The organism is Neorhizobium huautlense (assembly GCF_002968575.1).
GTDB lineage: Bacteria > Pseudomonadota > Alphaproteobacteria > Rhizobiales > Rhizobiaceae > Neorhizobium > Neorhizobium huautlense.
This window is the reverse complement of the sequence record NZ_PVBM01000020.1, coordinates 16,935-38,288: the sequence shown is the minus strand read 5'-3', so window position 1 is coordinate 38,288 and position 21,354 is coordinate 16,935. Positions and strand designations below refer to the sequence as shown.

Annotated in this window: 17 protein-coding genes; 8 read left to right on the top strand and 9 right to left on the bottom strand. The window is 59.8% G+C overall.

Annotated elements, in window-relative coordinates:
• Window positions 1-45: 45 nt before the first annotated feature.
• The gene (locus tag C5L12_RS19855; RefSeq protein ID WP_105373796.1) at window positions 46-762 is read right to left on the bottom strand and encodes an aspartate/glutamate racemase family protein; all 717 of its coding nucleotides are present in this window, start codon (window positions 760-762) and stop codon (window positions 46-48) included.
• Between the two features lie 81 nt (window positions 763-843).
• The gene (locus tag C5L12_RS19850) at window positions 844-1,728 is read right to left on the bottom strand and encodes an SDR family oxidoreductase (protein WP_105373795.1); all 885 of its coding nucleotides are present in this window, start codon (window positions 1,726-1,728) and stop codon (window positions 844-846) included.
• Window positions 1,729-1,880: 152 nt separating this feature from the next.
• Here C5L12_RS19850 and C5L12_RS19845 point away from each other — a divergent pair, with 152 nt between their 5' ends.
• From C5L12_RS19845 to C5L12_RS19830, 4 genes are all read left to right on the top strand, one after another.
• Window positions 1,881-2,291, top strand: a complete 411-nt coding sequence (locus C5L12_RS19845; RefSeq protein WP_105373794.1) for a winged helix-turn-helix transcriptional regulator — start codon at window positions 1,881-1,883, stop codon at window positions 2,289-2,291.
• A 211-nt stretch (window positions 2,292-2,502) separates the two neighbouring features.
• Window positions 2,503-3,864 (top strand): bifunctional UDP-N-acetylglucosamine diphosphorylase/glucosamine-1-phosphate N-acetyltransferase GlmU, encoded by a 1,362-nt coding sequence (gene glmU, locus C5L12_RS19840; protein WP_105373793.1) that lies wholly within the window; start codon window positions 2,503-2,505, stop codon window positions 3,862-3,864.
• A 122-nt stretch (window positions 3,865-3,986) separates the two neighbouring features.
• Complete coding sequence (gene glmS / locus C5L12_RS19835) at window positions 3,987-5,813, top strand: glutamine--fructose-6-phosphate transaminase (isomerizing) (protein ID WP_105373792.1); 1,827 nt, start codon at window positions 3,987-3,989, stop codon at window positions 5,811-5,813.
• Window positions 5,814-5,906: 93 nt separating this feature from the next.
• Window positions 5,907-6,602: a DUF502 domain-containing protein gene (locus C5L12_RS19830; RefSeq protein WP_105373791.1), complete on the top strand. Its 696-nt coding sequence runs from the start codon at window positions 5,907-5,909 to the stop codon at window positions 6,600-6,602.
• Between the two features lies 1 nt (window position 6,603).
• Here the strand turns inward: C5L12_RS19830 and recG are convergent, their stop codons facing one another.
• On the bottom strand, window positions 6,604-8,712 hold the full coding sequence (gene recG / locus C5L12_RS19825) for an ATP-dependent DNA helicase RecG (protein WP_105373790.1): 2,109 nt from the start codon (window positions 8,710-8,712) through the stop codon (window positions 6,604-6,606).
• 90 nt (window positions 8,713-8,802) lie between these two features.
• Between recG and C5L12_RS19820 the strand changes: the two genes are divergently transcribed.
• Window positions 8,803-9,132, top strand: coding sequence for an FAD assembly factor SdhE (locus tag C5L12_RS19820; RefSeq protein WP_105373789.1), 330 nt, complete (start codon window positions 8,803-8,805; stop codon window positions 9,130-9,132).
• Entirely contained in the window at window positions 9,129-12,635 is a 3,507-nt protein-coding gene (gene mfd, locus C5L12_RS19815) for a transcription-repair coupling factor (RefSeq protein ID WP_105373788.1), read from the top strand. Before C5L12_RS19820 ends, mfd begins: the two co-directional genes overlap by 4 nt.
• Window positions 12,636-12,717: 82 nt before the next feature.
• Here mfd and C5L12_RS19810 read toward each other — a convergent pair whose 3' ends face one another.
• Window positions 12,718-13,389 carry a DsbA family oxidoreductase gene (locus tag C5L12_RS19810; protein WP_105373787.1) on the bottom strand — a complete coding sequence of 224 codons (672 nt, stop codon included), beginning with the start codon at window positions 13,387-13,389 and terminating at the stop codon, window positions 12,718-12,720.
• A 35-nt stretch (window positions 13,390-13,424) separates the two neighbouring features.
• Entirely contained in the window at window positions 13,425-15,239 is a 1,815-nt protein-coding gene (locus C5L12_RS19805) for an extracellular solute-binding protein (protein WP_105373786.1), read from the bottom strand.
• A gap of 279 nt (window positions 15,240-15,518) precedes the next feature.
• Between C5L12_RS19805 and C5L12_RS19800 the strand changes: the two genes are divergently transcribed.
• Window positions 15,519-16,172, top strand: a complete 654-nt coding sequence (locus C5L12_RS19800; RefSeq protein WP_105373785.1) for an invasion associated locus B family protein — start codon at window positions 15,519-15,521, stop codon at window positions 16,170-16,172.
• Window positions 16,173-16,273: 101 nt separating this feature from the next.
• On the opposite strand, the gene hspQ is transcribed toward C5L12_RS19800, so the two are convergent.
• From hspQ to C5L12_RS19785, 3 genes are all read right to left on the bottom strand, one after another.
• Window positions 16,274-16,603, bottom strand: coding sequence for a heat shock protein HspQ (hspQ, locus tag C5L12_RS19795; protein ID WP_105373784.1), 330 nt, complete (start codon window positions 16,601-16,603; stop codon window positions 16,274-16,276).
• Between the two features lie 306 nt (window positions 16,604-16,909).
• Window positions 16,910-18,319, bottom strand: coding sequence for a type I glutamate--ammonia ligase (gene glnA, locus C5L12_RS19790; protein ID WP_105373783.1), 1,410 nt, complete (start codon window positions 18,317-18,319; stop codon window positions 16,910-16,912).
• Between the two features lie 57 nt (window positions 18,320-18,376).
• On the bottom strand, window positions 18,377-18,715 hold the full coding sequence (locus tag C5L12_RS19785) for a P-II family nitrogen regulator (protein ID WP_003515720.1): 339 nt from the start codon (window positions 18,713-18,715) through the stop codon (window positions 18,377-18,379).
• A 342-nt stretch (window positions 18,716-19,057) separates the two neighbouring features.
• Here C5L12_RS19785 and C5L12_RS19780 point away from each other — a divergent pair, with 342 nt between their 5' ends.
• Window positions 19,058-20,539, top strand: coding sequence for an NAD(P)H-hydrate dehydratase (locus tag C5L12_RS19780; RefSeq protein ID WP_105373854.1), 1,482 nt, complete (start codon window positions 19,058-19,060; stop codon window positions 20,537-20,539).
• On the opposite strand, the gene C5L12_RS19775 is transcribed toward C5L12_RS19780, so the two are convergent.
• Window positions 20,529-21,347: a DUF72 domain-containing protein gene (locus C5L12_RS19775; RefSeq protein ID WP_105373782.1), complete on the bottom strand. Its 819-nt coding sequence runs from the start codon at window positions 21,345-21,347 to the stop codon at window positions 20,529-20,531. The two genes, C5L12_RS19780 and C5L12_RS19775, sit on opposite strands and share 11 nt — an antisense overlap.
• Window positions 21,348-21,354: the final 7 nt, after the last annotated feature.

Sequence of the window (21,354 nt, the reverse complement as noted above, 5' to 3'; positions counted from 1 at the left end):
ATCAAGAGATTTTTTCTCCACCAAATATTTGACTGAGTCAACTAATTAAGCTGCGGCCTGACTTGCTGTCGCGTCGCCGAGAGCGAAATCCACGGCAACTTTTGCGTGGACTGTTGTGGAATCAACGCCCGGAAGCGGCAGGTTTTCCGGATCGAGAAGGAGGCAGATTTCAGTACAGCCTAGGATGATGCTGTCGGCGCCCTCGGCCTTTGCCTTTTCGATCATGGCAATCGCGCGGTGGCGGGACGCCTCGGCAACGGTCCCGGCGCACAGTTCATTAAAGATGATGTTATGGATATCCATGCGGTCATCGGCGTCCGGAACCATGACGTTGATGCCGAGCGATTTCATGCGCTCTCCGTAGAATCCATGTTCCATGGTGTATCGGGTCGCGAGCAGAAGCGGACGCGACAGGCCCAGCGATTTCAGCGCTTTGGCCGTTTCGTCGATGATATGGATGACGGGTACGTCAACTGCTGCCTGGACCTCTGGCGCGACGAGGTGCATGGTATTGGTGCAGATCAGGACGCATTCGGCGCCAGCGCTCTGGAGGCTGCTTGCGCTGTTTGCGAGATGCTCGGCCGCCAGATCCCAGCGGCCGGCTTTCTGCATGTCGACGACTTCGGAAAAATTGACCGAATGGAGGAAAACGTTGGCGGAGGCCAGACCGCCGAGGCGGTCGCGGACCATCTCGTTGATGAGCCGGTAATAGACCGCGGTGCTCTCGAAGCTCATCCCACCAATCAAGCCAATAGCGCGCATTTTTTCTCCAAATCAGATGGAATTTAGCAACTCTATCTAATTATCGCGGATTTTGGAGATTTGCAATCCTTCGCGTCCGAATTAACCGGAGAGTGCTGCTTTCTGCGTTTCCAGATAAGTGTCAAGCGGTTGCGGCGCGGCTCCCGTCAGCTTTTCGAAAGCGTCCGTCAGCAGGTCGAAATTGCCGGCGCGAATGTTGGCGTCCGCCGAAACCAGCATTTCTACGACAAAGGGCGGAAGTCCAGCGCCGGCAAGACCGTGAGAGAGTTGCTCATCCGTGACGTGAACGACCTCAAGTGGCTTTCCGGCAGCCTTTGAAACGCGTGCCGCGATGTCTTCGGCCGACAGCGATTCGGGACCGGTAAGCGTCAGCGTCTGATTGCCGGCGGGCGGATTGGCGAGCGCAGCGGCTGCAGCGCGCGCGCAATCGTCGCGGCTGATGTTTGCCACCTTGCCGGCGCCCATGGCCGTATACCACCGTCCGACCTGCAGATTGTGCGGCATCGACATGAGATAGTTGTCGCTATACCAGGAATTGCGCAGGATGGTGTAGGCGACACCGCTCGCCTTTATCGCCTCTTCGGTCCCGAGGTGATCCGGAGCGAAGGTGACAAGCGATTTGTCCGGGTTGGGCATTGAGGTGTAGACGATGTGCTTCACGCCGGCCTTGGCTGCAGCAGCGACGGCGTTCCTGTGCTGGTTGAGTCGCTTTCCCGGGACAGCGAGTTCGTCCGTCGAGATGATCAGCACGCGGTCGATGCCCGTGAAGGCCTTTACCAGACCTGCCTCATCGTCGAAGTCGGCAGCGCGGGTTTCAATTCCCTCGGCTGCAAGCCCGGCCAGTTTTTGAGGATCGCGGCTTGCCGCGACGATATCGCCAGGCGCGACTTTGAAGGTCTGCGTCAGGTGACGCAGGACGGCGCGACCGAGTTGTCCGGCGGCGCCGGTGACGAGAAGTCTGGTCATCTCAAATCTTATCCTTCTATCGATGAAACCGGCGCTCCAGCGCGGGTGTAAATGTTGGTCTCAAAAAGAGACTAGCGCTAAAATAGGAATTGACGACTGACTGTAAAGAAGGCAGTTTTGGGGGAGATGGTTATCTGAAGGGAACCACCGTCATGGTGTTCAAGGCGGCGCATAAGCGTGTCCTCGACGGTCAGGAATGCGATATGTCCGGGTGGGATGCAGGAAATTGTCCGGTGCGCGACGTGATCGACCGCATCGCCGGCAAATGGTCGACGTTGCTGCTGGAAGCGCTGTCGCGTCGGCCCTATCGGTTCGGGGAGTTACGGCGGCTGGTGCCGGATATTTCCCAGCGCATGCTCACCCAGACGCTGCGCGATCTGCAACGGGACGGTTATATCGAACGGGAAGTCTTCCCGACAAAACCACCAAGCGTCGAATATCGGATGACGGAGCTTGGACGCTCGCTCTTCGAACCGCTCTCCAAAGTTCTGCGATGGGCCGAAGAGAATCACTCGTCGGTCAAGGCCGCCCGCGCAAAATATGACGAGGGCGAATTGGCTTGATCTGAGACGGGCAGGCGAATGTTGCCTCAGCAAGAGACAAGCCGGCGTGGGACCACCGAATATCCCGAAAAGCCCCGGTTAATCCGTAGCCCGGACGTTCGACACAGGCCGCGAGCCGGCCCTTTTTGTTGCGGCCGCACACAAGCCGTTTATCGCGCTTCAACAATCTTGCTGCTAAAAGCCCGTGCAATCGCATGGAAGGAGATTCCCGATGAGCCGTTCTTGCCTTGCCGTCATCCTCGCCGCTGGCGATAGCACGCGGATGAAATCGTCGATGTCGAAAGTGCTGCACCCGGTCGCCGGCCGGCCGATGATCGCGCATGTGATGGCGGCGATCGCATCGACCGGCGTTTCCGAGGCCGCGCTGGTCGTCGGGCGCGACGCGGAGGCCGTCGCCAGGGCCGGCGCGGTGGAAGGCGTTTCCGTCGAGACATTCCTTCAGACCGAGCGTCTTGGAACGGGCCATGCAGTGCTGATGGCAAAGCAGGCGATTGCCCGCAGCTATGATGATGTTCTGATTGCCTATGGTGATGTTCCCCTCGTGACATCAGCGCCCTTTGCTGCGGCGCGCGAAAAGTTGGCGCAAGGTGCCGATGTCGTGGTCATCGGATTCCGCACCGAGAAGCCGACCGGCTACGGTCGCCTCCTGGTGGAAAATGACGAGCTGATCGCGATCCGCGAAGAGAAGGACGCCACCGAGGAAGAGCGGAAGATCACCTGGTGCAATAGCGGGTTGATGGCGATCGACGGCCGGAAGGCATTGTCGTTTCTCGAAAAGATCAACAACCACAACGCAAAGGGTGAGTATTACCTTACTGATATCGTGGAAATCGCCCGTGCCGCCGGGGGCAGGGTCGTGGCCGTCGATGCTCCGGAAACGGAAGTTGCCGGCTGCAACAACCGCGCCGAACTCGCCTTTCTGGAAAAGCTCTGGCAGGAGCGCCGTCGTCACGAACTGATGGTCTCGGGCGTCACCATGATCGCGCCGGAGACGGTCTTCCTCTCCTACGACACCAAGATCGGCCAGGACGCGCTGATCGAGCCGAACGTCGTGTTCGGGCCGGGGGTGGCTGTGGAAACGGGCGCGGTGATTCATGCCTTCTCGCATCTTGAAGGCGCGCATGTCAGTGCCGGGGCGACGGTCGGGCCGTTTGCCCGTCTGCGCCCCGGAGCAGATCTTTCGGCAGGCGCCAAGGTCGGCAATTTCTGCGAGGTCAAGAACGGTAAAATCGGCGAGGGGGCCAAGGTCAATCACCTGACCTATATCGGCGATGCCGTGATCGGCGCGCATGCGAATATCGGCGCAGGAACCATCACCTGCAACTACGACGGCGTGAACAAGCACGAAACGCGCATCGGCGCGAACACCTTTATTGGCTCGAATTCGGCCCTCGTCGCACCGGTGTCGATCGGTGACGGCGCTTACGTCGCCTCCGGCAGCGTCATTACCGAGAATGTGCCGGCGGACGCATTGGCTTTCGGTCGGGCACGCCAGGAAGTAAAGCTCGAGCGTGCCAAAGTGATCCGCGAACGCGCCCTTGCGTTCAAGGCCGCTAAAAAAGCAACAAAATAAACAATTGCGCCTTAACTGCCGAGCATTACTTTCCGACATCGAAAGTGACCGCCGGGCCGATTGCGTCGGGCCGGCAATCGGCTAGGACTGCGCGGGTTCCAACGAAACGAAGAGGGTGGTTTATGTGCGGGATTGTCGGGATCGTCGGAAAAGAACCGGTGGCGGCGCGCCTGGTCGATGCGCTGCGGCGGCTCGAATATCGCGGTTATGATTCCGCCGGCGTCGCGACCATCCACGACGGAAAAATGGACCGCCGTCGCGCCGAAGGAAAGCTCTTCAACCTCGAAAAGAAGCTTGATGCGGAGCCTCTGCCGGGCACCATAGGCATTGCCCATACCCGTTGGGCGACCCACGGCGTGCCGAACGAGACCAACGCCCACCCGCATTTCGTCGAAGGCGTCGCCGTCGTCCATAACGGAATTATCGAGAATTTTTCCGAGCTGAAGGATGAACTGCTGGCTGAAGGCGCGGTTTTCCAGAGCCAGACGGATACCGAAGTCGTTGCCCATCTTCTGGCGAAATATGTCCGCCAGGGGCTCGATCACCGCGAGGCCATGCTCGCGATGCTGAACCGCGTTTCCGGCGCCTATGCGCTGGTGGTGATTTTCGAGGACGACCCGGCCACGATCATGGCAGCCCGCTTCGGACCGCCGCTCGCCATCGGCCACGGCCGCGGCGAGATGTTTTTGGGTTCGGATGCCATAGCGCTGTCGCCCTTCACGAACGAGATCACTTATCTTGTCGATGGCGACTGCGCAATCATCACCCACAACGGCGTCGAGATCATCGACTACGAGGGCAAACCCCTGAAGCGGCCAAGCCAGATTTCGCAAGCTTCCGCCTTCATGGTCGACAAGGGCAACCATCGCCATTTCATGGAGAAGGAGATCTACGAGCAGCCCGAGATCATTTCCCACGCGCTCAGCCACTATATCGATTTCGCCTCCTATACGGTGAAGTCGAATGAAACGGCGATTGATTTCGGCAAGGTCTCCGGCCTTGCCATTTCCGCCTGCGGCACGGCCTATCTCTCCGGTCTGGTCGGCAAATACTGGTTCGAACGTTATGCGCGCCTGCCGGTCGAGATCGACGTCGCCTCCGAATTCCGCTACCGCGAACTGCCGCTGTCGCCAAGCCAGGCGGCGCTCTTCATCTCGCAATCCGGCGAGACGGCGGACACGCTTGCCTCGCTTCGGTACTGCAAGGACCAGGGTCTGAAGATCGGTGCGGTCGTCAACGTCAGGGAATCGACCATAGCGCGTGAATCGGATGCGATCTTTCCGATCCTGGCAGGCCCGGAAATCGGCGTCGCCTCCACCAAGGCCTTCACCTGCCAACTTGCGGTGCTGGCCGCGCTTTCGATTGGCGCCGGTCGTGCCCGCGGCACCGTGACGGCCGGCGACGAAAGGGCGATGGTCAAGCATCTCGCTGAAATGCCGCGCATCATGAGCCGGGTGTTGAACGAGATCCAGCCGCAGATCGAGGTTCTTTCGCGCGATCTCTCCCGTTTCAAGGACGTGCTTTATCTCGGTCGCGGCACGAGCTTTCCGCTCGCCATGGAAGGCGCGCTGAAGCTCAAGGAAATCTCCTATATCCACGCCGAAGGTTATGCTGCCGGCGAGCTCAAGCATGGGCCGATCGCGTTGATCGACGAGAACATGCCGGTAATCGTCATTGCGCCCCATGACCGGTTCTTCGAAAAGACCGTTTCGAACATGCAGGAAGTGGCGGCCCGCGGCGGCAAGATCATTTTCATCACCGACGAAAAGGGCGCCGCCGCGTCGCGACTGCCGACCATGGCGACAATCGCGCTGCCGAATGTCGATGAGATCATTGCGCCGATGATCTTTTCGCTGCCGATCCAGTTGCTGGCCTATCACACAGCAGTTTTCATGGGGACCGACGTCGACCAGCCGCGCAACCTCGCGAAATCCGTCACCGTCGAGTGATATCCGCCGCTTTTCCTTGCATCGCACCATCGCATCCTGCATTGTCGCATTCAAATGAATGCGGCAGTGCTTTAGGTGATTCAAGGAAGCGGAATGAGCGACAGTCCAGAGCGAATATCGCTGGCCGGCCGCCTCCGGAACAACTTCCTGACCGGGCTCATCATCTGCGCGCCTCTGGCCATTACCATCTGGCTGACCTTCGCCTTTATCGACTGGGCCGATAGCTGGGTCACGCCCTACATTCCGCAACGCTACGACCCGCAATACTATTTCAACATCACCATTCCTGGCACCGGACTGGTGATGGCGGTGGTCCTGATTACCATTATCGGTTTTCTCGGCAAAAACCTGATCGGCCGCTCCATCGTCAATTTCGGCGAATCGATCCTGCATCGCATGCCGCTGGTCCGCACCATCTACAGGAGCGTCAAACAGATCCTGGAGACCGTGCTGAAGGAACAGTCCACCTCCTTCAAGAAATGCGGACTGATCGAGTTTCCCAGTCCCGGCATGTGGGCGCTGGTCTTCATTTCCGGGGATGCGCAGGGCGAGATCGCGGCGAAGCTCAATGCGGACGGCGAGGAAATGGTCGGGGTCTTCCTGCCGCCGACGCCGGTGCCGACAGCGGGCTTTCTGATGTTTGTCCCGCGAAGCAAGGTCATCATGCTGAACATGACGCCGGAAGAGGGAGCCAAGCTGCTGATTTCCGGCGGCCTGATTGCGCCGGACTACAGGCCGAGTGCCGGAGCGCCGACCGCGGTTTTGCCGCCGCCCGTCGTTCAGGGGTAAATTATCCGGCTCTCAGGAAGCGGATCGCCTCGTCGCGGCGGTGGAGGTAGAGCAGCACGCGCATATTCTGCCCACGCTCGCTGGTGAGCTCCGGGTCCCGTTCCAGCAGATAGGTTGCGTCCTTGCGGGCGATCTCCAATAGGTCGGCGTGCGCTTCGAGGCTCGCAATGCGAAAACCGGGCGTGCCGGATTGCCGAGTCCCGAGAAGCTCTCCCTCACCACGCAGGCGCAGATCTTCTTCCGCAATCAGAAACCCATCCTCGCTGTCGCGCAATATCGACAGCCGTGCGCGGCCGGTCTCGCTTAAGGGACCCTTGTATAGAAGGATGCAGGTCGAGGCCTCGTCGCCACGTCCGACCCGGCCGCGAAGCTGGTGGAGTTGGGCAAGGCCGAAACGTTCGGCATGCTCGATCACCATGATAGTCGCATCCGGAACGTCGACGCCGACTTCCACCACCGTCGTCGCCACCAGCAACCGCAGTTCGCCGTTCTTGAAGGCACTCATGACCGCATCTTTTTCCGGTCCGCTCATGCGTCCGTGCACCAGACCGACATTGTCGCGGCCAAGTTCCTGCGCCAGCACCTGATAGCGCTCCTCCGCCGACATCAGGTCTGAAATGTCCGATTCTTCAACGAGCGGGCAGATCCAGTAGCCTTTCTTTCCGTCGGCGATCGCCGTTCTAAGGCGGGAAACGATCTCCCCGATGCGCTCCGTAGGAATGGTAACCGTCTGGATAGGTTTTCGGCCGGCTGGCTTTTCGGTCAGCTTGGAGACATCCATGTCGCCAAAGGCGGCGAGCACCAGTGTGCGCGGGATGGGCGTCGCGGTCATCACCAGCATATGCGGCGAGATACCCTTGGCCGTCAGCCGCAGGCGTTGGTGGACACCGAACCGATGCTGTTCGTCTACAACGGCCAGGAGCAGATTGTGATAATTGATCGCATCTTGGAAGAGGGCATGGGTGCCGATGACGATCTGGGCTTCGCCGGATGCGATGCGTTCGACGATCTGATCGCGCTCGCGGCCCTTCGTTCGACCCGTCAGCACTTCGACGGTCACGCCTGCGGCGCCTGCAAGCCTCGAGATCGTAGAAAAATGCTGGCGCGCGAGGATTTCAGTCGGCGCCATCAGAACCGCCTGGCCGCCGGCCTCGACGGCAGCCGCCATGGCCAGCAGGGCGACCAGCGTCTTGCCGGCACCGACATCGCCTTGCAGCAGCCTCAGCATGCGGTCCTCACCCGCCATGTCCTTCAGAATATCGTCGACCGCCTTCTTCTGGCTCGGGGTCAGCGAGAAAGGCAGGTGGGCTATGATCTCTGCTGCCAGATCACCCCTCACGCGAATCGGTTGACCGGGCACTTTGCGGATGCGTTGCCTAACGAGAGCAAGCGACACCTGACCCGCCAGGAATTCGTCATAGGCAAGCCGCCGGCGGGCGGGCGATTGTGCATCGACATCCGTCTCGTCGCGCGGATCGTGCAGCCTTTGGAAGGAATCCGTAACGGAAGGAAAGCCCTGACGTAACGTCAGGTTGGCATCGGCCCATTCCGGCAGAATCGGCAGGCGCGCGACCGCACCATCGATTGCCTTGCGCAAGATTTTCGGGGAAAGGCCTGCCGTCAGCGGGTAGACGGGTTCGACCAGCGGCAGGTTCTCCGCTTCCGAAGATTTCACGATGAAGTCCGGATGCACCATGGATGGACGGCCGTTGAACCACTCGACCTTGCCGCTCACCATGACCGTCTCGTCGATCGGCAGCGATTTCTCCAGCCAGTTGCCCTTGGCCCGAAAGAATGTCAGCGCCAGTTCGCCCGTATCATCATGCAGAAAGACGCGGTAGGGCAGGTTGGGTTTACCCCTTGGCGGCGGCTGGTGTCGATCGACACGGCCCTCGATCGTCACGATCGCGCCCTGCGGCGCAAGGGCGATCCCTGGCCGATTGCGCCGGTCGATCAAGGAATGAGGGGCATGGAAGAGCAGGTCGACGACACGGCAGTCGTCCGCGTCCTCTCGGCCGGTCACGCGGGCGATCAGGTCGGCAAGCTTCGGGCCGACGCCCGCAAGAGAGGCGACCGGTGAGAAGAGCGGATCGAGGATGGCAGGACGCATGGCGTGCAAAATGCGATGAACTTTGGCTATTTGGCAAGGTGACGAGGCCGTATTTCCGTCCTATATGAACCGCGGAACAAGGACACCGATATGACAGGACTATCGCGCACCAGCGCGGATCTCGACCCGCGCCGCCGCCGCATCCTTTATCGCTGCTGGCATCGTGGTATCCGCGAAATGGACCTCGTTTTCGGAAGCTTTGCGGAGGCCGAGATAGCCCGGCTTTCGGACGAAGAACTCGACGAATTCGAGACGATCATGGGCGAAGACGATCATGATCTGCATGCCTGGCTCACAGGGGCCAAGCCGCTGCCGGAACACAGGCGGACGCCGCTTTTTGCGCGGGTCGCAGCCTACAAGCCCGATTTTGATCCTGTCACCAAAGCTTCGCTCGAAGCAAGGCGCGGGCCGACGCAATGATTCCAGGATTTGATGCAAAGAAAATCGCGGCGGCGCAGACGCCGCTGACCATTGGCAATGTGCCTCCCGGCATGGAACCGCTGGTGCTGGCCGAACTGGCAAGGGCGGGCCAGCCGGTGGCCTATATCATGTCCGACGGCCAGCGCATGCCCGATCTCGAGCAGATGCTGTCCTTCGTCGCGCCGGAAATCCCGGTCTTGACGCTGCCTGCCTGGGACTGTTTGCCTTACGACCGGGTTTCGCCAAGCGCGGATGTCTCCGCCCGCAGACTTGCGGCCCTTTCCGGTCTGATCTCGCATCGCAAGAAGCCTCATGCCGCGATCGTACTGGTGACGGTCAACGCGATGCTGCAGAAGATCGCTCCCTCGGAGATTATCGAGAGCCTTGCCTTTTCGGCGAGGCCCGGCAATCAGATCCGCATGGACGACATTGCAGCGCGGTTGGAGCGCAACGGCTTCGAGCGCGTCGCGACCGTGCGCGAAGTGGGCGAATTCGCCGTTCGCGGCGGCATTCTGGACGTCTTCGTGCCGGGCACGGAAGAGCCTGTGCGGCTGGATTTCTTCGGGGATACGTTGGAATCGATTCGTTCATTTGACCCTGCCAGCCAGCGGACCACCGGCCAGACCCGTTCTCTCGATCTCAATCCCATGAGCGAGGTGACGCTGACGCCGGACACGATCAGCCGCTTCCGGAAGAACTACCTCTCCCTTTTCGGCGCAGCCACTCGCGACGATGCGCTCTATCAGGCGGTCTCGGAAGGACGGCGTTATGCCGGCATGGAGCATTGGCTGCCTCTCTTTTACGAGAGGCTCGAGACGGCCTTCGACTATCTCGACGGTTTTTGCATCGTTACCGATCACACTGCCAAAGAGGCTGCGAACGAGCGTTCCAAGCTTGTCCTCGACTATTACGAGGCGCGGCGCGACAGCGGGACGCAGGGCAAAGGAGCCGCGGCGCAGGCCGCGCCTTACAAGCCGGTTTCTCCCGGCCAGCTCTACCTCGACGGCAAGGCTTTCGCCTCTGCTCTCGATGCGGTCAATGCGCTGCGTCTTACGCCATTTAATGAAATGGATGCCGAAGGTCGCCGGGTGGTGACTCTCGATGCGCATGCAGGGCCGCGCTGGGCCAAATCGCAGACCGAGGACAAGGAGCGAGACGAACGGATCAATGTATTCGACCTGGTCGTCAAGCATATTGCCGACAAGCGGGCGGCCGGCATCAAGGTGCTGGTGACGGGCTGGTCGGCCGGCTCGCTCGATCGTCTGTTGCAGGTGCTCGACGAGCGCGGCCTGAAGCGTATCAAACAGATCGAGAAGCTCTCCGATCTCGATACACTCGAAAAAGGTGAAGCGGCCTCGGCGGTGCTGAGCCTGGAGGCGGGCTTCGAAACCGACAAGATCGCCGTCATCGGCGAGCAGGATATCCTCGGCGACCGCATGGTCCGCCGCGGCAAACGCCGCAAGCGCGGAGCGGATTTCCTGACGGAAGTGGCGGGCCTCGACGAAGGTTCGCTGGTCGTCCACGCAGAACACGGCATCGGCCGCTTCGTCGGCCTCGTGACCATCGAGGCAGCCGGCGCGCCGCGGGCATGCCTGGAACTGCACTATGCCGATCAGGCTAAGCTCTTCCTGCCTGTCGAAAATATCGATCTCTTGTCGCGCTATGGTTCGGATGCCGCCGAAGCGCAATTGGACAAGCTCGGCGGCGGCGCCTGGCAGGCCCGCAAGGCCAAGCTCAAGAAGCGCCTGCTGGACATGGCGGATGCGCTTATCCGCATTGCCGCGACCCGCATCACCCGCCGTGCGCCTGTATTGACCACGCCGGAAGGGCTCTACGACGAATTCGCCGCACGTTTTCCCTACGACGAGACGGACGACCAGGCGAATGCCATCGACGCCGTGCGGGACGACCTGGGAGCGGGCCGGCCGATGGATCGTCTGGTTTGCGGGGATGTGGGATTTGGTAAGACCGAGGTTGCGCTGCGGGCGGCGTTTTTTGCGGCGATGAACGGCGCGCAGGTCGCAGTCGTCGTGCCGACCACGCTGCTTGCCCGCCAGCACTACAAGACCTTCCGCGACCGTTTTCGCGGCTTGCCGATCACCGTTGCGCAGGCATCCCGTCTGGTATCTGCCAAGGAACTGGCGGAAACCAAGAAAGGTCTGACCGAGGGCAAGGTGGATATCGTCGTCGGCACCCACGCACTGCTCGGCGCCGGCATCAAGTTCGCCAATCTCAGCCTGCTGATCATCGACGAAGAGCAGCATTTCGGCGTCAAGCACAAGGAGCGGCTGAAGGAGCTAAAGAGCGACGTGCATGTTCTGACGCTCTCGGCGACGCCTATCCCTCGCACGCTGCAGCTTGCCATGACGGGTGTTCGCGAACTTTCGCTCATCACCACGCCGCCGGTCGACCGCATGGCGGTCCGCACTTTCATCTCGCCCTTCGATCCGCTCGTCATCCGCGAGACGCTGATGCGCGAGCATTACCGCGGCGGCCAAAGTTTCTATGTTTGTCCCCGGGTCGCCGATCTGCCGGAGATTCAGGCTTTCCTTCAGTCGGACGTTCCGGAGCTGAAGGTGGCCGTCGCCCATGGTCAGATGCCGGCCGGTGAGCTGGAAGACATCATGAATGCCTTCTACGACGGCAAGTACGACGTGCTTCTCTCGACGACCATCGTCGAATCCGGTCTCGACGTGCCGACCGCCAATACGCTGGTGGTGCATCGCGCCGACATGTTCGGACTGGCGCAGCTCTATCAGCTTCGCGGCCGCGTTGGCCGCTCCAAGGTGCGCGCCTTCGCGCTGTTCACCCTGCCGGTCAACAAGCCGCTCACCACGACGGCGGAACGTCGCCTGAAAGTGCTGCAGTCGCTCGACACTCTCGGGGCCGGATTCCAGCTTGCAAGCCACGACCTTGATATCCGCGGCGCCGGAAACCTGCTCGGCGAAGAACAATCCGGTCATATCAAGGAAGTCGGTTTCGAGCTCTACCAGCAGATGCTGGAGGAGGCGGTGGCGGAAGTGAAGGGCGACGACGAGATCGTCGATACCGGCTGGTCACCGCAGATTTCCGCTGGCATCACTGTGATGATCCCGGAATCCTATGTGCCGGATCTGCATCTGCGCATGGGGCTCTATCGCCGTCTTGGTGAGGTCTCCGAACTCTCTGAGATCGACGGTTTCGGCGCGGAAATGGTGGATCGTTTCGGCCCGATGCCGCCGGAGGTGCAGAACCTTCTGAAGGTCGTCTTCATCAAGTCCCTTTGCCGGAAGGCAAATGTCGAGAAGCTGGAGGCAGGGCCGAAGGGCGTGGTCGTCACCTTCCGCGACAAGCAGTTCCCGAATCCTGCAGCGCTCGTGGGATATATCGCCAAGCAGGGAACGCTCGCGAAGATTCGGCCGGATCAGAGCGTATTCCTGACGCGGGAGCTTCCCACGCCGGAAAAAAGGCTGACGGCTGCAGCGCAGGTGATGACACAGTTCGCGGAGCTGGCGAAAGCCTGATCCTGCACGTCACGAATGGACAGGGTGTCGCGGGTATCGGGCCTTGCGAGCCCCTTTGGTCTGCGGGCGAGGGGACCCTGGATCAGATCATGCCTTTGCGGGCATCTGCCTTGAGCTTGGCAATCTCGCGCAAGGTGTTGACGAAGACATCCGGTGTCTGCGCCCCGCTCACCGCATATTGTCCGTCGATAATGAAAAAAGGAACGCCGGTGACGCCCATCTTCTGGGCCGCGTCGATCTCGGAAAGAACCGTGTCCTTGTCCGCATCCGTCGCCAGAAGGTTTTCGATCACCTTTCGGTCAAGGCCAGATTGCTCGGCAATATCTGCCAGCACTGCGGGATCGCCGACATTTCGTCCTTCCTCGAAATTTGCCTTGAAGAGGGCTGTTGCGACCTTGTCCTGAACTTCGCGCCCCTCGGTCATTGCCCAATGCAGCAGCCGATGTGCATCGAGCGTATTCGGCCCGATCTTGATTGCCTCGAAATTGTAGCGGATGCCAACGTCCTCGCCGAGCTTTTGCAGCATGGCATGGGCGCGATCCACCGCGTCCTTGCCCCCAAGCTTGCGGGCCAGATCGCTCTGGTGATCGACGCCTTCCGGCGGATGGTCCGGATTGAGCCGATAGGGGCGCCAGTTGATGTCCACCCCGATCTCGTCCTGCACTTCGGCGATGGCGAGCTCCAGCCGCGCCTTTCCCAGATAGCACCAGGGGCAAACGACGTCCGAAACGATGTCTATGGTCACGCGCTCCATGACGGGCTTCCTTTACTTGATCGACCTGAATTCGGCTATTGCGCCCGTTTGTCCCACCAGGTGTTGAGCTGGTAGCCATAAAGCGGCAGTTTCTCCGGATAGCTGATGTAGCTGCGGCGCGCCAGCCATTGCTCCGGTATGTGATAGAGCGGCACCATATAGTGACCGGAAATCAGCAACCGATCATAGGCGCGCACCGCCGCTTCGAAATCCTCCTTGCTACGGGCGGAGAGGATGGACCCGATGAGCTTGTCGACATCCGGGTCGGCCACGCCAGCGAAATTGAAGCTGCCCGGCCGGTCGCGCGAAGAGGATCCCCAGCGGCCTACCTGCTCGATGCCGGGTGACAGCGTCGACGGATAGGACTTGACGATCATGTCGTAGTCGAAACTGCCGGAGCGGGCCTGGTACTGTGCGTCGTCGACAGTGCGGATCGCCATGTCGACGCCGATCATCTTCAGCGTGCGCTGATAGGCGATCGCCAGCTTTTCCTGGTCCTGGGTCTGCGTCATCACCTCGAAGACGAGCGGTTTTCCCTTGGCATCGGACATCTTGCCGTTCTTGATCGTGTAGCCGCCTTTTTTCAGAAGGTCGACAGCGTCTCTCATCACCTTCCGATCGGCGCCGGAGCCGTCTGTTCTCGGCAGGCGATAGGTGCCGTCGAGAACCGCAGGTTCGATCCTCTCCTTGGCCGGTCCGAGAATGGCAAGTTCGCGCTCATCGGCGGCTCTGCCGAGGGAAGAGAGCGGCGAGTCCTGCCAATAGCTTTCTGTACGGGTATAGGCGCCTTCGAAGAGGTTTTTGTTGGCCCATTCGAAATCCAGGGCCAGAGACAGACCCGCGCGCACATTGACATCGGCAAAGACTGGACGACGGGTGTTGAACACGAAGCCGAGCATGCCCGTTGGAAGCTGCGGCTTGAAGGCGTCTTTTATGACTTCGCCTTTCTGTACAGCGGGAAAGTCATAAGCACGAGCCCAGTGAGTCGGGCTGCCTTCCAGATAGACATCGATTACGCCCTTCTTGAAGGCTTCGAAGAGAGTGTTTTCCTGGAGGAAATATTCTACCGAGATCTGATCGTAGTTATCGAAACCGATCTTCGATGGAATGTCCTTGCCCCAATAATCCCGATTTCGCTCATAAACGATGCGTTCGCCGGGTGACACGGATTTGACGAGATAGGGGCCCGAGCCCACAGGGGGCTTCAAAGTCGACTGGTCGAAAGTCGCAGGATCGATGACGTGTTTCGGCAGGATTGGAGTGGAGGTAGCGAGGATGAGCGGGAACTCGCGGTCGGCCTTGTCGTTGAAGGTGAAACGTACGCTGCGTTCGCCCACCTTTTCCATCTTTTCCACGGGCGCAAGCCGGTTGGAAAAGGGAATTCGGCCTTTGTCGCGCAGAATTTCGAACGTGAAAATCACGTCCTCCGGGGTCACCGGCTGGCCGTCCGACCACTTTGCCTTCGGGTTGATGTTGAACTGTATGAAGGTGCGGTCTTCGTCCCATTCGACGCTCTCGGCGAGCAGACCATAAAGCGTGAATGGTTCATCGCTGGAACGAGTCATCAGGGGTTCGTAGAGGAGATGCCCGAAGATGGTGTCCCAGAGGCCGCGTGCGGTCGTGCGCATGCTTTTGAGGACGAACGGATTGAGGCTGTCGAACGTGCCGACCACCCCATAGGCCACTCTGCCGCCCTTTTTGACCTCCGGATTGACGTAAGAAAAGTGCTTATAGTCTCGTGGCAGGGTCGGCGATCCGTGCATTGCGATCCCGTGCAGGGGCTCGGCTGTTGCGGGCCCGCCGATCAAAAGGGCCGCGATAAGGGGAACAAAGCGTCGCATCGAACTCATGGTGGGAGATGTCCTCGCTGATTCGAAGGCAAGATAACGCATACCCCTAGGGGGACCAACCCGGCACCGCCCGCGAAAGATTGAACAGGCGCGTTAACGCCTTGTGAAAAAATACGAAAGAGGGGGCTGGATATCGTGGCCGTCGCGATGTAACAGGTTTGCCGGACGGGCGGGTCATTCAAATGCCTCATTTCGCCGACAGGTGACGGGCAGTAGGACACCCCGAGGGATTTGAACGGCGTCTTGCCGCCCCACGGATTTCAGGAGACGGATCTCGTTATGATGCTTAAGGCAACCCAAGTTCTGCGGACGGCAATGTCCGTTCTCGCTCTCTCGGTTGGCGCAAGTGCGCTGCCGGCTGCAGCCCTTGCACAGGATGCCGCGGCACCTGCCGCTGCCGCTCCGGGTGCGCCGCCGCTCGGCTGGTTCAAGACTTGCAGCAAGCAGGATGACAGCGACATCTGCGTCGTGCAGAACATCATCGCCGCCCAGAACGGGCAGTTGGTCACGGCTGTTGGCCTGATCACCGTTGAAGGCAAGGTAAACCGCAAGATCCTGCAGGTTTCGGTTCCGACCGCGCGCCTCGTGCCGCCGGGCGTCATCATGCAGATCGATGGCGGCAAGGGCCAGAAGCTGGATTATGTCGTCTGCCTGCCGGATAAATGCACTGCGGAAGTTCCCTTGACGGACGCGATGATCGCCAGCCTCAAGAAGGGCAACGACGTGGTCTTCACGTCAATCAATTTCCGCCGCGCGCCGAACCCGATCAAGGTTTCGCTCTCCGGCTTCACCGGCGTGTTCGATGGCCCGGCCATGCCGCAGGAGCAGATCGCCCAGAGTCAGCGCAGCCTCGAAGAAGGCCTGCAGAAGAAGGCGGAAGAAACCCGCAAGAAGCTGGAAGACGCACAGAACGCGGCCAAGCAGGGCCAGTAACCGTCTTGATGTTCATCTGAGAAAAAGCCGGCAGAGATGCCGGCTTTTTTGTAGGCAGGACGCCGGGAGATGCAGGCGTCTTTTTTGATTGTCGCCGCCAGTCAGTGGGCCAGGATGACCTTGGGTTTCAGCTGGCCTGATGGACCGCGATCGAAGATCTGATAGACCTGAGGATTGCGCAAGGGAGTATCGCTCTCGTCATGCTCCAGGTTTTGCTCCGAAACGTATGCGACATATTCCGTCTCGTCGTTTTCGGCGAGCAGGTGATAGAAGGGCTGGTCCTTGTTTGGCCGGATTTCGACCGGAATGGCATTCCACCATTCTTCAGAATTGGCGTATTCCGGATCCACATCGAACACGACGCCCCGAAACGGAAAGACCTTGTGGCGGACCACCTCTCCGATTGTAAACTTAGCGTTGCGTTGTTTCATGGTGCGATGTCCTTTCGCATCCTAATGTGGGAATAGAATTCTCTGACATCAAGAGAGTAATGCGCACCGCCCTTCATTGTTCCAAGGATAGACTTGCGTCATCTGTGGCCGACGGATCTGGAATCGCAAAATTACTTCCTGCGACGGCTGAGCATTCCGAGGTCCGGCAATAATCGAGAATCCTGCCTTCAAACCGGTTCGCCGCTATGGCCCTGGTATTCCCTGCCGCTGAGGCGATGCCGCGCCAAAAAAAGAACGGCGGGCCTGAGCCCGCCGTTCGAAAACGCCAGTGGCAGAATCGCCGGATCAGGCCGAGTAGTACATGTCGAATTCGACCGGATGCGGGGTCATTTCGAAGCGCATGACTTCCGTCATCTTCAGTTCGATATAGGCGTCGATCTGATCGTCGTCGAACACGCCGCCGGCGGTCAGGAACTTACGGTCGCGGTCGAGGTTTTCGAGCGCTTCGCGCAGTGATCCGCAGACAGTCGGGATCTTCTTGAGCTCCTTCGGCGGCAGATCGTAAAGGTCCTTGTCCATGGCCTTGCCCGGATGGATCTTGTTCTTGATGCCATCGAGGCCGGCCATCAGCATGGCGGCGAAGCCGAGATAGGGGTTTGCCAGCGGATCGGGGAAGCGAACTTCCACCCGCTTCGACTTCGGCCCGGTCCCGAACGGGATGCGGCACGAAGCAGAGCGGTTGCGCGCCGAATAGGCGAGCAGCACCGGCGCTTCATAACCCGGAACGAGACGCTTGTAGGAGTTGGTCGTCGGGTTGGTGAAGGCATTGATTGCCTTGGCATGCTTGATAATGCCGCCGATGTAATAAAGGCAGCTCTCGGAGAGGCCGGCATATTCATCACCCGCAAAGGTCGGCTTCCCGTCCTTCCAGATCGACTGATGCACGTGCATGCCCGAACCATTGTCGCCAAACACCGGCTTTGGCATGAAGGTCGCGGTCTTGCCATAGGCATTGGCGACCTGATGCACGACGTATTTGTAGATCTGGATCTTATCGGCGTTGCGCACCAGCGTGTCGAATTTGACGCCGAGCTCGTGCTGGGCGGAGGCGACTTCGTGGTGATGCTTTTCGACGACGACGCCCATTTCGGCGAGCACGGTCAGCATTTCGGAGCGCATATCCTGCAGGCTGTCGACCGGCGGAACCGGGAAATAGCCCCCCTTGACGCGCGGACGGTGGCCGAGGTTGCCGGTCTCGTAGTCGGTATCGTCGTTGGACGGCAGTTCCGACGAATCCAGCTTGAAGCCGGTGTTATAGGGGTCGGCCTTGTATTTGACGTCGTCGAAGACGAAGAATTCAGGCTCGGGCCCGACGAAGATGGTGTCGCCGATGCCGGATGCCTTCAGGTAGGCTTCAGCCTTCTTGGCAGTTCCGCGCGGGTCGCGGTTATAGGCTTCGCCCGAAATTGGATCGAGAATGTCGCAGAAGATGACCATCGTCGACTGCGCGAAGAAGGGGTCCATATGGACAGTGGCCGGGTCAGGCATGAGTACCATGTCGGACTCGTTGATGGCCTTCCAGCCACCGATCGAGGAACCGTCGAACATGACGCCGTCGGCGAACATGTCCTCATCGACCGACGCAATGTCCATGGTGACGTGCTGCAGCTTGCCGCGCGGGTCGGTAAAGCGCAGGTCCACGAACTTGACGTCGTTTTCCTTGATTTGTTTCATGATTTCGCTTGCGCTCGTCATATGACCTTCCTCGATGTAAGATGACGATTGAGCCCGGGCCGGCGGCCGCGGGGCGGATTAGATGGCGTCTACGCCCGTTTCACCAGTGCGGATACGGATGACCTCCTCCACATTGGAGACGAATATCTTGCCATCCCCGATCCGTCCAGTCTGCGCGGCATTGCGAATCGCTTCGATGACCGCTTCCGCGTTCTCGTCCGCCAGGACAACCTCCACCTTAACCTTCGGCAGGAAGTCAACGACATATTCCGCACCGCGATAGAGTTCCGTATGGCCTTTCTGACGGCCGAAACCCTTTGCCTCGGTGACGGTGATTCCCTGCAAGCCGACCTCTTGAAGGGCTTCCTTCACTTCATCGAGCTTGAAAGGTTTGATGATCGCTTCGATCTTTTTCATGAGAAACTATCTCTCCGCTTCTCCCTTGAAGCAGGCCTTTACCCGCTCGGCCATGCCAATGCAGTTATCGTGCCAAACTCGGAAGGGACTTTCAAAAAAATAATGTGTTTTTGGGCGAAATCCCCGCAGAACGGCGTGTTCCGTGGCCGAAATGCTTCCATTTTTTCTGATTCTTGTGCGGTGCGGCGCAGGAACGAGCGTTTTGCCTCGTTTTTGCGGAATGTAAGCAGATGTAAATAGAAGCGCGATAGAGCCTATTATTTAGGCAAATGCATATTAAATATGCTATCAAGAGCCGACATCGCCGCTTGTTTTCTGATCACGTTTCCATTCAATAGCAGTATGAGCTTTCCCATCGATCATCTACTGCTGACGCCGAACGAAATGACCGCAGCCGACACCGCCGCTGCCCGGTCCGGTATTGTCTCGTTCGATCTGATGGAAAGGGCAGGGCGAGCTGTCGCAGCGTCGGCCCTGCGGAATTTTCCCGGCGCATTGCGCTTCGCCGTCCTGTGTGGGCCGGGCAATAACGGCGGCGACGGCTATGTGGCCGCCCGCGCACTGGTAGAGGCCGGTGCTTCCGTCGATGTCTTCCATCTTGGCGACCCGGAGAGACTGAAGGGAGATGCGCGCCATGCACGCCATCTCTGGGGCGGATCGTCCGAACCGCTCGAATCCTATCAACCCGAGCAGAGTGATATCGTCGTTGACGCCCTTTTCGGTGCCGGCTTGGCGCGGGACGTACCTGAAGCGGTGCAACTGGTGATCGGCAAGGTGGACGGAGCCAAAGTCCCGGTCCTGGCGGTCGATCTGCCCTCAGGCCTCTGCGGCCGCCGCGGCGTGCCGCTCGGCGCGTCTTTCACAGCCCGACATACGGTCACCTTCATGGCCCGCAAACCCGGACATCTGCTTTTACCGGGACGGTCACTCTGCGGAGACATCGAAGTCTTCGATATCGGTATTCCGGCTCGGATCATCCGTTCCGTCGCGGGCAGGATCTGCGAAAACAGCCCGCTTCTCTGGCGCGATCTGGTTCCGGCGCCGGAAGCGGCAACGCATAAATACCGTCGCGGACATCTGGTTGTCTTCTCCGGGGAGGGGACGAAGACGGGGGCCGCCCGGCTTGCCGCCACAGCGGGCCTGAAAGCCGGGGCCGGACTGGTGACCATTGGATCGCCCGCCGATGCCTTGCCCGTCAATGCCTCCTCGCTCACTGCCGTCATGCTGCATCAGATCGACGACCTGGACGACCTCCAGAACTGGACGGCTTCGGCAAAACTCTCCGCCTTCGTGCTCGGCCCCGGCTTTAGCGTTGGCGAGAAGGCTCGTCAATTCGTCCTGGCGTTCAAGGATCGGCCATTGGTGCTGGATGCCGATGGCATTACGTCCTTTAAAGAACGTCCCTCGGAATTGTTCGATGCGTTTGCCGGGGGTGAAACACGCCTGGTGCTGACGCCGCACGAGGGCGAATTCGGCCGGCTATTTCCCGACCTCGCCCGCGAACAGGATCAGAGCAAGGTCGAGAAGGCCTTAAGAGCGGCCGAGCGCGCTCACGCGGTGATTGTATACAAGGGGGCGGATACGGTTATAGCGGGCCCGGACGGCCGTGCCTGCATTAACGCCAACGGACCGCCATGGCTGGCGACCGCGGGTTCCGGCGATGTGCTGGCGGGCATGATCGGCGCCCTCTTGGCGCAAGGCATGCCCGCCTTCGAAGCGGCAGCCGCTGGCGTCTACCTGCATGCCGAGGCGGCAAAGCGCGTGGGCAGGGGCATGACGGCTGAAGATCTGGCCGCCCATGCGAGTGTCACACTCACCGGTTAGTTTTGGTTTCCAGAAGTTCGCTCATGGCCATTGCGCCGTAGGGGGCGTTGACTTTGCCTTCATGGATAAAGAAGGCGAAGACGTCGCGCGGCTCCTTCTTCGGCTTGTGGCTTTCGTCGATCAGCGGCAGATCGTCCGGCACGCCGCCTTCCGCCCAAATTTCAAGCCGGTGCGCCCACGCCTTCATATCCTTTTCGGGATAACAGGTCTTGATATCGTCGGACCCTTTCTGCAGCCGGGCATAAACGAAATCGGCGGTCACATCGGCGATCATGGGATAGTCGAAATGGTCGGCACAAACCGGGGCGATATTGTATTTCGCCAGCAGCGCGATGAATTCCGGCACCTTGAATGTGTCGTTGCGGACTTCGACGGCATGGGTCAGCTTCAAGCCATCGAGCTTGTTCGGCAAGAGTTTCAAGAAGGCCTCGAAATCGTCGGCCTCGAACTTCTTGGTCGGCGCGAACTGCCACAGCAGCGGCCCGAGATGATCGCCGAGTTCCGTCAGACCCTGGGTCAGGAACTTCTCGATGGACTCTCCGGCTTCTGCCAAAACCTTGCGATTGGTGGTGAAGCGGCTCGCCTTCAGCGAAAAGATGAAACCATCCGGCACTTCGGAAGCCCATTTGGCAAAAGTCTCCGGCTTTTGCGAGCCGTAATAGGTTCCGTTGACCTCGATCACCTTCAGTTTGCTGGCCGCATATTCGAGCTGTTTCTTCTTCGCCAGTTTTTCCGGATAGAACGTTCCTTCCCAAGGCTCGAAGGTCCAGCCGCCGATGCCTGTGCGAATAGTGCCGGCTTTCTTCATGAATTCC

Excerpts from the sequence above, each read along its gene's own strand:
- C5L12_RS19855 (WP_105373796.1), bottom strand. The coding sequence starts at position 762 with ATGCGCGCTATTGGCTTGATTGGTGGGATGAGCTTCGAGAGCACCGCG.
- C5L12_RS19850 (WP_105373795.1), bottom strand. The coding sequence starts at position 1,728 with ATGACCAGACTTCTCGTCACCGGCGCCGCCGGACAACTCGGTCGCGCC.
- C5L12_RS19845 (WP_105373794.1), top strand. The coding sequence starts at position 1,881 with ATGGTGTTCAAGGCGGCGCATAAGCGTGTCCTCGACGGTCAGGAATGC.
- glmU (WP_105373793.1), top strand. The coding sequence starts at position 2,503 with ATGAGCCGTTCTTGCCTTGCCGTCATCCTCGCCGCTGGCGATAGCACG.
- glmS (WP_105373792.1), top strand. The coding sequence starts at position 3,987 with ATGTGCGGGATTGTCGGGATCGTCGGAAAAGAACCGGTGGCGGCGCGC.
- C5L12_RS19830 (WP_105373791.1), top strand. The coding sequence starts at position 5,907 with ATGAGCGACAGTCCAGAGCGAATATCGCTGGCCGGCCGCCTCCGGAAC.
- recG (WP_105373790.1), bottom strand. The coding sequence starts at position 8,712 with ATGCGTCCTGCCATCCTCGATCCGCTCTTCTCACCGGTCGCCTCTCTT.
- C5L12_RS19820 (WP_105373789.1), top strand. The coding sequence starts at position 8,803 with ATGACAGGACTATCGCGCACCAGCGCGGATCTCGACCCGCGCCGCCGC.
- mfd (WP_105373788.1), top strand. The coding sequence starts at position 9,129 with ATGATTCCAGGATTTGATGCAAAGAAAATCGCGGCGGCGCAGACGCCG.
- C5L12_RS19810 (WP_105373787.1), bottom strand. The coding sequence starts at position 13,389 with ATGGAGCGCGTGACCATAGACATCGTTTCGGACGTCGTTTGCCCCTGG.
- C5L12_RS19805 (WP_105373786.1), bottom strand. The coding sequence starts at position 15,239 with ATGAGTTCGATGCGACGCTTTGTTCCCCTTATCGCGGCCCTTTTGATC.
- C5L12_RS19800 (WP_105373785.1), top strand. The coding sequence starts at position 15,519 with ATGATGCTTAAGGCAACCCAAGTTCTGCGGACGGCAATGTCCGTTCTC.
- hspQ (WP_105373784.1), bottom strand. The coding sequence starts at position 16,603 with ATGAAACAACGCAACGCTAAGTTTACAATCGGAGAGGTGGTCCGCCAC.
- glnA (WP_105373783.1), bottom strand. The coding sequence starts at position 18,319 with ATGACGAGCGCAAGCGAAATCATGAAACAAATCAAGGAAAACGACGTC.
- C5L12_RS19785 (WP_003515720.1), bottom strand. The coding sequence starts at position 18,715 with ATGAAAAAGATCGAAGCGATCATCAAACCTTTCAAGCTCGATGAAGTG.
- C5L12_RS19780 (WP_105373854.1), top strand. The coding sequence starts at position 19,058 with ATGAGCTTTCCCATCGATCATCTACTGCTGACGCCGAACGAAATGACC.
- C5L12_RS19775 (WP_105373782.1), bottom strand. The coding sequence starts at position 21,347 with ATGAAGAAAGCCGGCACTATTCGCACAGGCATCGGCGGCTGGACCTTC.